A 13,929-nucleotide genomic window follows, 5' to 3' on the forward strand; every position below is an offset into this window, starting at 1 on the left:
CTTTATAAGTAATGTCTCTTGCGTTTCTCTTGTGTATGATGGCTTGCACCTTCCCTTAGAGGAGGAGCGAGCCATTTTGTTGCATTGGTAACGTAATAGGCAAAACTCAAGATGCAGAGGGTTGGTTACAATGTTATAATATACGGGATTGTGTTTATGTCCACTACAACTATATACAGGAGGAATACCGCTCCATGAGCAAATTAATCATTTGCGACCATCCTTTAATCCAGCATAAGCTGACTTATATTCGTAATAAAGAAACGAATACCAAAGATTTTCGGGAATTGGTTGATGAAGTCGCTACACTAATGTCTTACGAACTTACTAGAGAAATACCGCTTGAGACGATTAAGGTGCAAACTCCGGTCGCTGAGACTGACTCAAAGGTTGTATCCGGCAGAATGCTTGGACTGGTTCCGATATTACGAGCTGGCCTGGGCATGGTTGATGGAATATTGAAGTTAATTCCTTCAGCGAAGGTAGGTCATATCGGACTTGCTCGCGATCATGTAACACTTCAGCCTGTCGAATATTATATTAATTTGCCGACAGATGCGCCTAATCGGTTGCTGATTGTCATCGATCCGATGCTTGCAACAGGAGGCTCGGCTATTGCAGCGATTTCATCACTTAAGAAACATAACTGTGATCAAATCAAGCTCATGTGTCTCATTGCAGCTCCAGAGGGCGTAAAAGCTGTGCAGGAAGCGCACCCTGATGTAGATATTTATATCGCGGCATTGGACGAGCGCTTGGATGAGAAAGGCTACATCGTACCAGGATTGGGAGATGCGGGCGACCGTATGTTTGGAACCAATTAGCACTTTGACTAGTATATTTATTGTGATTTGGTTATCTGATATTAGGAGTGGAATGTTTTGTCTAAACTAAAGGTAATGACAATTTTCGGCACGCGTCCAGAAGCGGTCAAAATGGCTCCGCTTGTGCTGGAACTACAGAAGCGAGAGGACGAAATCGAATCGATCGTTTGCGTGACAGCGCAACACCGAAAAATGCTGGACCAAGTTCTAGATTTTTTTGAAATCCATCCAAACTTTGATTTGAATGTGATGAAGGATCGTCAGACGCTAACAGAGACGACTGTTCGTGTATTAGAGGGATTGGATCCGGTGCTCGCGCAAGCGAAGCCCGATATCGTGCTCGTACATGGCGATACACAAACGACCTTTCTCGCTAGTTATGCATCCTTTCTGAAGCAAATTAAGGTTGGACATGTTGAAGCGGGGCTTCGCACATGGAACAAGCTTTCTCCTTATCCGGAAGAAATGAACCGTCAGCTTGCCGGCGTACTTTCGGACGTGCATTTTGCGCCAACGGACTGGTCGGCCAACAATTTACGCAAAGAGAATAAATCGGATGAGACCATTTATGTAACAGGAAATACAGCTGCTGACGTATTCCAGTACACGGTTGACGAATCATTCTCGCATCCTGTGATTGACTGGGCGAAGGGCAAACGGATGATTTTGATGACAGCACACCGTCGTGAGTCACTCGGCGAGCCTCATCGTAACATTTTCAGAGCAGTTAAGCGGATTGTAGATGAGCATGAGGATGTCGTAGTTGTGTACGCGGTACATCCGAACCCAGTAGTAAGAGAGCCGGCAAATGAAATTCTAGGAGATCATCCGCGTATTCGTTTAATCGAGCCGCTTGATGTGTTCGAATTTCATAACTTCTACCCGCATACTTACATGATTATGACGGATTCTGGCGGCTTGCAAGAGGAGGCGCCGTCCTTTGGTGTGCCGACGCTAGTACTGCGTGATACGACCGAACGTCCGGAAGGTATAGAAGCGGGCACATTGGAACTGGTTGGTACAGATGAGGAGCAGGTATATGGTCGAGCTCGTGCGTTATTGAATGACTCGCAGCTGTATGCAAGAATGAGCCAAGCGGCAAATCCCTATGGTGATGGACGGGCTTCAGAACGTATAGTGGACGCAATTTTGCATCATTTTGGCAGGCAGAGCTCTCGTCCCGATTCGTTCACACAACGTTCATAGATTGACCTAATGAAATTGGTTGTATGGAGAATGTACAGCATACAGTAGCACTGTACGGTTTTTGAATTCACAAAACCATATACATCAAGGGTTTTGGTTGTTCCGTTCAGTAAATATTTGTAGTTATATCAATTGACAAATGTGGCGCCGCTTCGATAAAATAAATGAGGATTGACAGGGGTATGAGCCTATGAGTAAAAAGAGCAGAAGGGACGATCCGTTGTACGCCGCCGGTCTCGTCGGTGCACTTGGAGTGCAAGTCGCTGTATGTATCTTTTTGGGCTATTGGATCGGAACATTTCTAGATGGTCGCTTAGGCACCGACAAGGGATGGACGATCGGTGGCATACTGGTCGGTCTGGCTGTCGGTCTACTCTCAGCCATTCTGCTTGTTAAGAAGGTAATGGAGGAAGCCGATGGATAAAATAATGAAGACATCAGTACGATCGCTTGTTTATGCGATGGCGGTATGCCTTATAGTATGGGCCCTCCTTCCGGACTGGCGTGCTGTGTCTCTCGGCTTACTTTTGGGACTGGCTGCAAGTACCATGAATGCGTTTTTACTAAGACGCCGCGTGGAAATGGTCACCCTAGGAGCAGCAGGAGTTGGACCGAGTAAGAGGGGCTTAGGTCTTGGGAACCGTATCGCGACAGTGCTGCTGGTTGCCATGATCGCCTATCGTTTTCCGGAGGATCTTAATATGCCGGCTGCTTTAGCTGGTTGTATGGTCATGCCGTTTATTCTTTTAGTATCAGCTTATATCCACAACAAACGACAATCTTAGCGGAAAGGGGTGAAATTTTTACATGCATGAATTTCCCATATGGCAGCTAGGGCCGCTAGATATCGACATTTCAAGTTTTATCRCTATCACGGTTTCTGTCATCATCACGTTTGTTCTCGCCAAGTTGGCAGTACGTAACCTGTCGGTGGACAACCCGTCTAAGCTTCAGAACTTCATGGAGTGGGTCGTTGATTTCGTTCACAACTTTATTTCAAGTACAATGCCGGTTAATAGGGTGAAACCTTTCTTGACTCTAGGGTTGACGCTTATTATGTTCATTTTCATCTCCAACTTGCTCGGCTTGCCTTTCGGTGTCGTGATGGAAGTACATCATCCTTATCCAAACCTTGGCTTTACTGAAGCATTGTTGGCTGAAAAAGGCGGACATCTCGAGGCAGCATTTTGGAAATCTCCAACTGCAGATCTATCGGTTACTGCCGGTCTTGCGATTATCGTATTTGTAATCGTCCATTTCCTAGGACTGAGACTTAATACGAAGCATTACTTGAAGCATTATTTCAAACCATATCCGATATTCTTCCCAGTTAACGTAATTGAGACGATTTCGAAACCGCTAACACTTGCACTTCGGTTATTCGCGAATATTTTTGCGGGTGAGGTTCTTATCGCAACAATTCTAATGCTAGGCTGGATCGGTACACCGTTTCTTGTCGCTTGGCAGGGATTCAGTCTTTTCGTCGGCGGAATCCAGGCTTTCTTGTTTACCATCCTTACGATGGTGTATATCTCGCAAGCAGCCATTCACGAAGAAGAACATTAAATACCGCTTTATGCCTCGGACTGCATAGTGATTCTGAGGTTGGTTATACAAAAAAATAACAGATTATCGAGGAGGATTTTCAAATGGAATTATTAGCAGCAGCATTGGCAGTAGGTTTGGGAGCAGTAGGCGCAGGTGTAGGTAACGGTATGATCGTCAGCAAAACAGTTGAAGGTATCGCTCGTCAACCAGAACTTCAAGGTAAACTTCAAACAACAATGTTCATCGGTGTAGGTATCGTCGAAGTTGTGCCTATCATCGGCGTAGTTATCGGTTTCTTGGCTTTCTTCCAAGCCTAATAACAGCAATTGGCGGGGAAGGCCTAGCCCTCTTCGCCTTCGTTATGATTACGATAATATTGTGTTAAGAAAGGAGTTGCACCTATGGCTTTTAATTGGGAATCGACAGTATATGCGATGCTTGCGTTCGGAATATTGTATTGGTTGCTTAGTAAATATGCATTCGGTCCGTTATTCGGCGTTATGGAAAAGCGTAGACAGCTTATTCTTGAGCAGATGAACACGGCTGAATCAAGCCGCAAAGCAGCTGAGCAACAAATGGAAGAGCAGAAAGCTGCGCTTCAACATGCACGTAAAGAAGCATACGAGATTATTGAGCAAGCAAGAACGACTAGCTCGAAACAAGCGGATGATATTGTCCAAACTGCGAAATCGGAAGCTTCTCGTCTTAAAGACGATGCTCTCAAAGATATCGAAAGCGAGAAAAACAAAGCAATTGCAGCCCTTCGTACTGAAGTAGGCAGCATTTCTGTGAAAATTGCATCGAAAATTATTGAGAAGCAAGTAGATGAGAAATCTCAAGTTCAAATCGTTGATCAATACCTGAAAGAAGTTGGAAGCAAATGAGCCGCGATACGGTCGTAGCGAAGCGCTACGCAAAAGCATTGTTCGAGCTTGCTGCACAGCAGCAGGTCGTTTCTACAGTAGGAGACCAGCTTAAGCTGATCGTTCAAACGCTTGATCGGGATCAGGAGATCCTTAAGTTTCTTTCTTTACCAAGCATTGAGCCGAAGAAGAAAATCGCCGTGCTTACAGCAGCATTCGGTGACCAAATCTCTGCGCTTGTGCTTAACACGCTTGAACTGCTCATTTCCCGTAGACGTCAGGATGTAATTGCTGATGTATATGCAGCTTACACGAAGATTTCGGGTGATGCGCTCGGACAAGCCCATGCAACGGTATATACGGCTAAGTCTCTTTCAGAGGCAGAGCTAGCCGAGGTTGCGGTTCAGTTCGGACAAGTAACGGGCAAGAAAATTTTGGCTGAACAAATCGTTGAGCCAGCTTTGCTTGGCGGCGTACAAGTACGCATTGGCGATCGTCTATATGACGGAAGCTTGTCTGGCAAGCTAGATCGTTTACAAAAAACGTTTAAAATCTAAAGCACTGTAGATAGGGGTGAACGAATTGAGTATCAGACCTGATGAAATCAGCACGCTGATTAAACAACAGATCGAACAATATAAATCAGAAATTCAAGTCGTAGACGTCGGTACCGTAATCAACGTCGGTGACGGTATCGCCCGCGTTCACGGCTTGGAGAATGCGATGCAAGGCGAACTGCTAGAGTTTTCTAATGGCGTTGTCGGTATGGCATTGAACCTTGAAGAAAGCAACGTCGGTGTCGTTATCCTTGGACCGTTCACAGACATCCGTGAAGGCGACCAAGTTAAACGTACAGGCCGCATCATGGAAGTTCCAGTAGGCGAAGAACTTCTTGGACGCGTAGTTAACCCACTAGGTCAACCACTTGACGGCAAAGGACCAATTAACACGACTCAATTCCGTGCAATTGAATCCCCAGCACCAGGTGTTATCGACCGTAAATCGGTTCATGAGCCGATGCAAACGGGCCTTAAAGCAATTGATGCAATGGTTCCAGTTGGCCGTGGTCAACGTGAGCTAGTTATCGGTGACCGTCAAACAGGTAAAACTGCAATTGCAATCGATACAATTATTAACCAAAAAGGCAACGGAGTTAAATGTATCTACGTTGCTGTTGGTCAAAAACAATCTACTGTTGCGAACGTTGTTGAAACACTTCGTCGTCATGGTGCTCTTGAATACACAATTATCGTAACTGCGGGCGCATCTGAGCCAGCTCCATTGCTTTTCTTGGCTCCTTACGCGGGCTGCACAATGGGCGAGTACTTCATGTACAAAGGCGAGCACGTACTTGTTGTCTATGATGACTTGTCCAAGCAAGCTGCTGCATACCGTGAATTGTCCTTGCTGCTTCGCCGTCCACCGGGTCGGGAAGCATACCCAGGTGACGTATTCTATCTTCACTCCCGTTTGCTAGAGCGCGCTGCGAAGCTTAGCGATGCTAGAGGCGGCGGTTCTATGACTGCATTGCCTTTCATTGAGACACAAGCTTCTGACGTATCGGCATACATTCCTACAAACGTTATTTCGATTACGGACGGTCAAATCTTCCTTGAGGCAGACTTGTTCTACTCCGGTCAACGTCCAGCTGTTAACGTAGGTATTTCGGTATCACGTGTTGGTGGATCTGCTCAAATTAAAGCTATGAAAAAGGTAGCTGGTACGCTCCGTCTTGACCTTGCAGCTTACCGCGAACTTCAAGCGTTCTCGCAGTTCGGCTCCGATCTAGATAAATCGACGCTTGCTCGTCTTAACCGCGGTGCTCGCACGATGGAAATCTTGAAGCAAGGTGCTAACCAGCCGATGCCGGTTGAGAAGCAAGTAATCTCAATCTACTCTGCAGTTAGAGGTCACTTGGATGATATTCCAGTAGCTGACATCCTTCGTTTTGAGAAAGAGTTCCATGCGTACTTGGATTCGAATAGCCCTGAAATCGGCAATTCAATCCGCGATACGAAGGATCTTGTTGCTGACAACGAGAAGGCTCTTGTTGAAGCGATCAATAAATTCAAGAAAAGCTTTGCCGTATCCGCTTAATCAAGCGTAAACTGCTGTCGCCGCCTTATGGCGGCGCATCGTATGTTTCGTGAAAATTTAAGTGTAATATGGAAGCGAAGCTTTCACATTATAAGATTTGAACAACGGTTATTCGCCCGTTCAGCTTGTTCGGGCGTGAGCCGCTTACTCCTACCAACACCAGGCTTTGGGTGTCATTGCGTGGTTGATGCCTTCGGAGCATGACCCTGTAATCCACTTCAAAGCAACAAAGGCGGGTGAAACCAAATGGCAAAAGGCATGCGCGATATTAAACGCGAAATTAAAAGCAAACAAAATACGAAACAGATCACGAAAGCGATGGAGATGGTCGCAGCTTCCCGCTTGAGAAAAGCGCAAGAAGCAGCACAATCAGCACGTCCATACGCTGAGAAGCTGAAGGAAGTTGTAGCTAGCATTGCAGCCGGCACGAAGGATGTTAAGCATCCGATGCTGGAGTCACGTCCGATTAAGAAAACAGGTTATCTTGTAATCACTTCGGATCGTGGTCTTGCAGGCGGCTATAACGCGAATATTCTTCGTAAAGTAACGCAAACCATTCGTGAAAAGCATAAATCTACCGATGATTACGTGCTATTCGTTATCGGACGGAAGGGTCGGGATTATTTCCGCCGCCGTAACATGCCAATCGTCGAAGAAGTGACTGGCTTGCCAGATAACCCGTCATTTGCTGATATTAAGACGGTTGCTTATTCTGCGGTTACGAAGTTCGCTGAAGGCGCTTATGATGAGCTTTACTTATACTTCAATGAATTCGTAAATGCGATTACTCAAGTACCGACAGATATTCGACTGCTCCCACTTGAAGAAGTAGGTGGCAATGCGCCAGTTACTTCGTATGAATACGAGCCATCACCAGAAGGCGTACTAGAAGTATTGCTGCCTAAATATGCGGAAACGCTAATTTACAGCGCTGTTCTAGACGGCAAAGCTAGTGAGTTCGGCGCTCGTATGACTGCTATGGGTAGCGCAACAAAAAATGCAACGAAGCTAATCAACCAACTGACGCTCACTTACAACCGAGCTCGTCAAGCGGCGATTACACAGGAAATTTCCGAGATCGTTGCAGGAGCAAACGCACAATCTTAATTCACTATATACACTGCAATTGTCTGCAGCTTGCATTAAGCTGATCAGCAAGCAGTAACCAGAAGGAACCAGGAGGGAAAACCATGAAAAAAGGACGCGTTGTATCCGTCATGGGTCCGGTCGTTGACTTAGAGTTCGAACGCGGCAACCTGCCGGAAATTTTGAACGCAGTCAAAATCGAGCAAAAGGGCGAAGCAGGCGGCATTGATATTAACTTGACGCTTGAAGTAGCCGTTCACCTCGGTGACAATAAAGTTCGTGCTGTAGCTATGAGCACAACTGACGGTCTCGTACGCGGTATGGAAGCTGTTGATACTGGTGCAGCCATTACGATCCCGGTTGGAGCTCCAACGCTCGGCCGCGTATTTAACGTACTTGGCCAACCAATCGACGAAGCAGGCGATGTAACATCGAAGGTTAACCTTCCTATTCACCGTCAAGCACCTGCTTTTGACGAATTGTCTACACAATCAGAAATTCTTGAAACAGGTATCAAAGTTATCGATCTTCTCGCACCATACGCAAAAGGCGGTAAAATTGGTCTTTTCGGCGGCGCGGGTGTAGGTAAAACGGTAACGATTCAAGAATTGATCAACAACATCGCGCAAGAGCACGGCGGTATTTCTGTATTCGCTGGCGTAGGCGAGCGTACTCGTGAAGGTAATGACTTGTATCACGAGATGAAGGATTCCGGCGTACTTAGCAAGACAGCGATGGTATTCGGACAAATGAACGAGCCTCCAGGCGCACGTCAACGTGTTGCTTTGACGGGTCTGACAATGGCTGAGTATTTCCGTGATGAAGAGGGTAAAGACGTTCTTCTATTCGTAGATAACATCTTCCGCTTCACGCAAGCAGGTTCTGAGGTTTCGGCCCTTCTAGGCCGTATGCCTTCCGCAGTAGGTTACCAGCCAACGCTGGCAACTGAAATGGGTCAATTGCAAGAGCGTATCACATCCACGAAAAAAGGTTCGGTTACTTCGATCCAAGCGATCTATGTACCTGCCGATGATTACACGGATCCGGCTCCTGCAACGACATTTGCCCACTTGGATGCAACAACTAACTTGGAGCGTAAAATTTCCGAGATGGGTATCTTCCCAGCGGTTGATCCACTAGCTTCTTCTTCTCGTATCCTTAACCCTGAAGTTGTGGGTGAAGAGCATTACAATGTTGCTCAAGGCGTTAAGAAGATTCTTCAAAAATATAAAGAACTTCAAGATATCATCGCCATTCTTGGTATCGATGAGCTTAGCGAAGAAGATAAATTGACCGTGTCTCGCGCACGTAGAATTCAACTCTTCCTATCTCAACCGTTCCACGTTGCTGAACCGTTCACAGGTACTAAAGGTAAATATGTTCCTGTTAAAGAATCTGTTCGCAGCTTCAAAGAAATCCTCGAAGGCAAGCATGACGAACTTCCGGAAGAAGCTTTCCGTTACGTTGGTGTCATTGAAGAAGCCGTCGAGAAAGCCAAAACGCTGCAATAGTAGCGAAGGGCGGGAGGAATCCACATGAGTACCTTTTTGGTAGAAATAGTAACCCCAGAGCGTAAAGTCTACGCTGAGACTGCGAATATGGTAAGTGTAACAGGCGTTGAAGGTGAGCTCGGCATATTGCCTAATCACATTCCGTTTGTAACTCCACTTCGTATTGCTCCCGTAATGATTAAACGTGATGGTAAAGTAGATGTTATTGCCGTTAACGGAGGCTTCATCGAAGTACGCAAGGATAAGATTGTTATTCTTGCCGAGAGCGCTGAGATTTCAACTGACATTAACGTCGAACGTGCGGAAGCCGCAAAACAGCGTGCTACCCAGCGTCTATCAGCTAAGCGTGATGAGGTTGATTACCGCCGTGCAGAGCTTGCTCTGCAACGTGCAATGAACCGACTACATGTAAAGCATAAATAATAGAGTTAAAAAGCACCGTTGAGGCCAAATTGGCTTTGACGGTGCTTTTTTTGTTTGTATATATAAATCAAAGAAAGGTTACCTCCCATGAATGTTCGCGTTTTTAAAGTGAATCAACTCAAATAAGGACAAAACTCACTTTGATCCGACAAAATACCTTATATTTTGGATGAAATACCCATCAACATACGTTATTATAGTTAACATTATAATGCAGATAGAGATTGTAAGGGGGTAGAGCTCCATGTTTGATTGGTTAGGTGTGAAGGTTGGGTTTCCGCTGTGGGTTTCATGGGGCTTGAATAAGATATGCGTTCTACGTTAAGTTTTTCAACAATGAGAGCCGCAGGAAACCGTTATGAAACGGTCTTGCGGTTTTTTTGTTATACATGAGTAGAGACTAATTCGAATAGTATGTTAGATACTATTAATAACTTGAAACTACATTTGATTTAAGGAACTGCAAGAGTTATCTGATTAACTCCATCATAGACGAGTGTGGAAGCATTTGTTATAATTATGAGGAAAAAATGACCAAACGGCAATGAACCGAACCAAACGAATTGACGGGGGCGATTGTGTGGAAAACTACGCCAATAATTATGTCGTCGTGGCTATTTTTATTATGCTCGGTATACTGCTGCCAGTTGTTGCATTGTCTGTCGGCCGCCTATTAAGACCTAACAAGCCGAGTGAGTCGAAGCAAACGACGTATGAAAGCGGTAATGAACCGGTAGGTGAAGGACAGGTCCGATTCAATATTCGTTATTACTTGTTTGCTTTAATGTTTGTCATCTTTGATGTCGAAACTGTTTTCTTATATCCTTGGGCCGTTGCATATAATAAGCTCGGCTTTTTTGTGTTAGTGGAAATGATTATTTTTGCGGGAATGCTGCTCATTGGACTTCTATATGCCTGGAAGAAGAAGGTGCTGAAATGGAATTCAGTTTAGAATCGATTTCACTAGAAGAGCGTAAAGAGCTGGAACGTAACGTATTCATGGGTACCTTGGAGCAATTAAAGGCGTGGGCAAGAAGCAATTCCCTATGGCCGATGACCTTTGGACTTGCATGCTGCGCGATTGAGATGATGGGAACGGGAGCTTCACACTATGATCTTGATCGTTTTGGCGTCATGTTTCGAACCTCGCCGCGGCAATCTGACGTTATGATTGTTGCGGGTACGGTGACTAAAAAAATGGGTCCGCTGCTTCGTCGTCTGTACGACCAAATGCCGGAGCCGAAATGGGTTATTGCAATGGGCTCCTGCGCTACTGCAGGCGGTCCATATATTAAATCCTACGCCGTCATTAAGGGTGTGGATCAAATCGTGCCTGTAGATGTATACATACCTGGCTGCCCGCCTAATCCTGCTGCGCTTATATACGGAATTAATAAGCTGCAAGAGAAAATCCGATACGAGGCGAAAACCGGTAAGCGGGTGACAGGGCGATGAGTGAAGAACAGAAAGACCTAGAGCAAAAGAATGAAGAACAAAAGAATGAAGAACGGAAGAGCGAAGAGCGGGATAACGAAGAGAAAAAGGAACAAAGGAAAGCGCTTGCGAACTCGAGAAATGCCGAAGTGAAGGCTGATGAAGTGCAGCCCGCTGAGGTGAGCGAGGCACCTCCAGTGGACGTAGAGCGAGAAGCGAAGCTGAAGGTAGCGGCTGAAGCGAGAGCTGCTCGCGCGGCGGCGAAGGAGAAAGCAGCTGCAGATGCAGCTGCTGTTGATGCCGAGCAGGAGGTAGAGCCAAAACCGCCATCTCCGAAGCAAGCGGAGCTGGATGAGATTGTTGATTTGCTGAAGAGGCATGTCGATGAAAATGCGGTTGAGGACGCTTATTTGAATGAGCTGAACAGCCAAATGCCAATGCTTATCGTGAACAACGAGCATTGGCGCAGCGTTGCCTCAATGCTGAAGCAGCATGAGGAGATGCGGTTTACATATTTGCGGAATGTTTCCGGAATTGATTATGAGTCGCATATGGAGGTTGTCTATCATATGGTGGCACTCGATTCAAAGCGAGAGGTCGGCGTTAAGATAAAAACAGAGCGGGATGCGGGGGCGGTTTATTCCGCAACACCGGTATGGGAAACAGCAAATTGGAATGAACGTGAAATTTTCGACTTGCTCGGTATTGATTTTCCGGGACATCCTGATCTACGTCGTATTATGATGCCGGATGACTGGGTAGGCCATCCGCTTCGCAAGGATTATGAACCGTTAGATTCGGAGGTGTAAGCAGCCCTTGATTCGCACAGAAGAATTGCTATTAAACGTTGGTCCTCAGCATCCAAGCACGCACGGTGTATTTCGAATTATCGTTAAGCTCGACGGAGAAGTCATTACCGAGGCAATACCAGTCATGGGTTATTTGCACAGGGGAACCGAGAAAATAGCAGAAGACTTGAATTTTACACAAATTATACCCTATACCGATCGCATGGATTATGTATCGGCAATGACGAACAATTATGTGCTGGTACATGCGGTTGAAACGATGATGGGGCTCGAAGTTCCACTGCGTGCGGAATTTTTGCGATTAATCGTTATGGAGCTGCAGCGTATTGCCAGCCATCTGGTCTGGTGGGGAACCTATCTGCTGGATATCGGAGCGATGAGTCCATTTTTATATGCTTTTCGCGACAGAGAGATCATAATAGATTTGTTTAATGAGCTGAGCGGAGCGAGGCTGACTTACAATTATATGCGTGTCGGTGGTGTGAAGTGGGATGCTCCTCCTGGCTGGATGGATAAAGTACGAGATTTTATTCCCTATATGGAGAAGAAGCTGCTTGAATACAATAAGCTGGTCAGTGGCAACGAAATCTTTCTGGCTCGAATTAAAGGTGTGGGGCAATACGATGCAGAGACCGCCATTAACTATGGATTATCTGGAGCAAATTTAAGATGTACGGGCGTGGACTGGGATTTACGCAAAGCAGAGCCTTATAGCTTATATAGCCAGTTCGAGTTCGACGTTCCACTAGGGCAAAAAGGCGATTGCCACGATCGTTATCGGATCCGTTTGGAGGAAATTAGGCAGAGCTTGCGTATTTTAAAGCAAGCGCTTCAGCAATTTCCAGAGGGCGGGGAAACGATGGGAAAGGTGCCGCGCGCTATTAGGCCGCCAGCGGGCGAGGTTTATGTGCGTATTGAATCACCGCGCGGCGAGATCGGCTGTCATATCGTATCCAAAGGAAAAGCAGAGCCGTACAGGCTCAAGTTCCGCCGTCCCTCCTTCGTCAATTTGCAAATATTGCCGAAGCTGCTCGTCGGTGAGTCTATGACCAATCTCATTACGATTTTAGGCGGCATCGATATAGTTGTCGGGGAGGTCGATTGCTAATGGGAGCTTGGCTGAATGAGCCGCTTACATGGGGCAATGCGTTCATCTTATTTCTGTGGGCCGTTGTTTTCTTGTTTATTGTGCTTGGCTTTGTGACCTACGCGATTTATTTTGAGAGAAAAGTGATTGGCTGGATGCAGCTTCGTATCGGTCCGAACCGAGTTGGCCCATTTGGTCTCTTGCAAACGGTAGCAGATATTTTGAAATTATTAATAAAAGAAGATACCATACCACGTAAGGCTGATCGGCTTCTGTTTGTTCTCGCACCAGCATTGGCATACATACCCGCGTTTTCCGTACTGGCGGTGATTCCTTATACGCAGAACCTCTATTTTGCAGACTTAAACGTCGGATTACTTTATTATGTGGCGCTGTCCGGTATTTCTACGCTGGCTATCGTGCTCAGTGGCTGGGCATCGAATAATAAATATGCCTTAATCGGCGGAATGCGTTCAGCAGCGCAGATGATAAGCTATGAAGTGCCGCTCGTTATTTCGGTCGTGGGTGTTATTATGCTAAGTGGCAGTTTGAACTTGCGTGATATCGTGGCGGCACAAGCTGGCGGTTGGTTCTGGGACTGGAACTTCCTACCACAAATTATCGGCTTCATTATCTTTATTATTGCGGCTGTCTCTGAGCTCAATCGGACGCCATTCGACCTTCCTGAAGCGGAATCGGAGCTAGTGGCGGGTTACCATGTGGAATACAGCGGCTTCCGATTCGCGTTTTTCATGCTGTCTGAATATGTGTACGTGTATGCAATTGCGGCGCTAACAACCGTACTATTCCTTGGCGGTTGGCATGCGCCGGCGCCATTTCTTGATTTTGTGCCGGGCATCATCTGGTTTCTGCTCAAGTTCGCGTTTATTGTGTTCTTCTTGTTTTGGATTCGGGCTACGTTGCCGCGTATCCGTGTGGACCAATTGATGGGGCTTGGCTGGAAGGTGCTGCTGCCGCTGTCATTACTCAACGTTTTTCTGACGGCGGGCTACATTGAGCTGTTTATCAAAAGATAGCAAA

Annotated in this window: 17 protein-coding genes; all 17 read left to right on the forward strand. The window is 46.2% G+C overall.

Going from position 1 to position 13,929, the window contains the following annotated elements; translation table 11 throughout:
* The first annotated feature begins 194 nt into the window (after nucleotides 1-194).
* The 17 genes from upp (at nucleotide 195) to nuoH (ending at nucleotide 13,925) form a co-directional block, all read left to right on the forward strand.
* Nucleotides 195-824: a uracil phosphoribosyltransferase gene (gene upp, locus AC1DWN_RS02045; protein ID WP_477557287.1), complete on the forward strand. Its 630-nt coding sequence runs from the start codon at nucleotides 195-197 to the stop codon at nucleotides 822-824.
* Between the two features lie 57 nt (nucleotides 825-881).
* Nucleotides 882-2,030 carry a non-hydrolyzing UDP-N-acetylglucosamine 2-epimerase gene (wecB, locus tag AC1DWN_RS02050; RefSeq protein ID WP_477557288.1) on the forward strand — a complete coding sequence of 383 codons (1,149 nt, stop codon included), beginning with the start codon at nucleotides 882-884 and terminating at the stop codon, nucleotides 2,028-2,030.
* A gap of 190 nt (nucleotides 2,031-2,220) precedes the next feature.
* Complete coding sequence (locus tag AC1DWN_RS02055; RefSeq protein ID WP_477557289.1) at nucleotides 2,221-2,454, forward strand: AtpZ/AtpI family protein; 234 nt, start codon at nucleotides 2,221-2,223, stop codon at nucleotides 2,452-2,454.
* 4 nt (nucleotides 2,455-2,458) lie between these two features.
* Nucleotides 2,459-2,815 carry an ATP synthase subunit I gene (locus AC1DWN_RS02060; RefSeq protein WP_477557290.1) on the forward strand — a complete coding sequence of 119 codons (357 nt, stop codon included), beginning with the start codon at nucleotides 2,459-2,461 and terminating at the stop codon, nucleotides 2,813-2,815.
* Between the two features lie 22 nt (nucleotides 2,816-2,837).
* Nucleotides 2,838-3,596 carry a F0F1 ATP synthase subunit A gene (gene atpB, locus AC1DWN_RS02065; protein WP_477557291.1) on the forward strand — a complete coding sequence of 253 codons (759 nt, stop codon included), beginning with the start codon at nucleotides 2,838-2,840 and terminating at the stop codon, nucleotides 3,594-3,596.
* 83 nt (nucleotides 3,597-3,679) lie between these two features.
* Nucleotides 3,680-3,895: a F0F1 ATP synthase subunit C gene (atpE, locus tag AC1DWN_RS02070; protein ID WP_053373757.1), complete on the forward strand. Its 216-nt coding sequence runs from the start codon at nucleotides 3,680-3,682 to the stop codon at nucleotides 3,893-3,895.
* Nucleotides 3,896-3,979: 84 nt separating this feature from the next.
* Entirely contained in the window at nucleotides 3,980-4,462 is a 483-nt protein-coding gene (atpF, locus tag AC1DWN_RS02075; protein ID WP_477557292.1) for a F0F1 ATP synthase subunit B, read from the forward strand.
* Nucleotides 4,459-4,998, forward strand: a complete 540-nt coding sequence (locus AC1DWN_RS02080) for a F0F1 ATP synthase subunit delta (RefSeq protein ID WP_477557293.1) — start codon at nucleotides 4,459-4,461, stop codon at nucleotides 4,996-4,998. Before atpF ends, AC1DWN_RS02080 begins: the two co-directional genes overlap by 4 nt.
* A gap of 25 nt (nucleotides 4,999-5,023) precedes the next feature.
* The gene (gene atpA / locus AC1DWN_RS02085; RefSeq protein WP_477557294.1) at nucleotides 5,024-6,538 is read left to right on the forward strand and encodes a F0F1 ATP synthase subunit alpha; all 1,515 of its coding nucleotides are present in this window, start codon (nucleotides 5,024-5,026) and stop codon (nucleotides 6,536-6,538) included.
* Between the two features lie 246 nt (nucleotides 6,539-6,784).
* Nucleotides 6,785-7,645, forward strand: coding sequence for an ATP synthase F1 subunit gamma (atpG, locus tag AC1DWN_RS02090; RefSeq protein ID WP_477557295.1), 861 nt, complete (start codon nucleotides 6,785-6,787; stop codon nucleotides 7,643-7,645).
* A gap of 83 nt (nucleotides 7,646-7,728) precedes the next feature.
* Entirely contained in the window at nucleotides 7,729-9,135 is a 1,407-nt protein-coding gene (gene atpD, locus AC1DWN_RS02095; RefSeq protein ID WP_477557296.1) for a F0F1 ATP synthase subunit beta, read from the forward strand.
* Between the two features lie 24 nt (nucleotides 9,136-9,159).
* Nucleotides 9,160-9,558, forward strand: a complete 399-nt coding sequence (locus AC1DWN_RS02100) for a F0F1 ATP synthase subunit epsilon (RefSeq protein WP_477557297.1) — start codon at nucleotides 9,160-9,162, stop codon at nucleotides 9,556-9,558.
* A gap of 544 nt (nucleotides 9,559-10,102) precedes the next feature.
* Nucleotides 10,103-10,510: an NADH-quinone oxidoreductase subunit A gene (locus AC1DWN_RS02105; protein WP_477557298.1), complete on the forward strand. Its 408-nt coding sequence runs from the start codon at nucleotides 10,103-10,105 to the stop codon at nucleotides 10,508-10,510.
* Entirely contained in the window at nucleotides 10,495-11,013 is a 519-nt protein-coding gene (locus tag AC1DWN_RS02110) for a NuoB/complex I 20 kDa subunit family protein (protein WP_477557299.1), read from the forward strand. Before AC1DWN_RS02105 ends, AC1DWN_RS02110 begins: the two co-directional genes overlap by 16 nt.
* Nucleotides 11,010-11,801, forward strand: a complete 792-nt coding sequence (locus tag AC1DWN_RS02115; protein ID WP_477557300.1) for an NADH-quinone oxidoreductase subunit C — start codon at nucleotides 11,010-11,012, stop codon at nucleotides 11,799-11,801. The genes AC1DWN_RS02110 and AC1DWN_RS02115 overlap by 4 nt, the downstream gene beginning before the upstream one ends.
* 7 nt (nucleotides 11,802-11,808) lie before the next feature.
* Entirely contained in the window at nucleotides 11,809-12,909 is a 1,101-nt protein-coding gene (locus AC1DWN_RS02120) for an NADH-quinone oxidoreductase subunit D (RefSeq protein ID WP_477557301.1), read from the forward strand.
* Nucleotides 12,909-13,925, forward strand: coding sequence for an NADH-quinone oxidoreductase subunit NuoH (nuoH, locus tag AC1DWN_RS02125; protein ID WP_477557302.1), 1,017 nt, complete (start codon nucleotides 12,909-12,911; stop codon nucleotides 13,923-13,925). Before AC1DWN_RS02120 ends, nuoH begins: the two co-directional genes overlap by 1 nt.
* Nucleotides 13,926-13,929: the final 4 nt, after the last annotated feature.

The organism is Paenibacillus sp. P4_A7 (assembly GCF_056402455.1).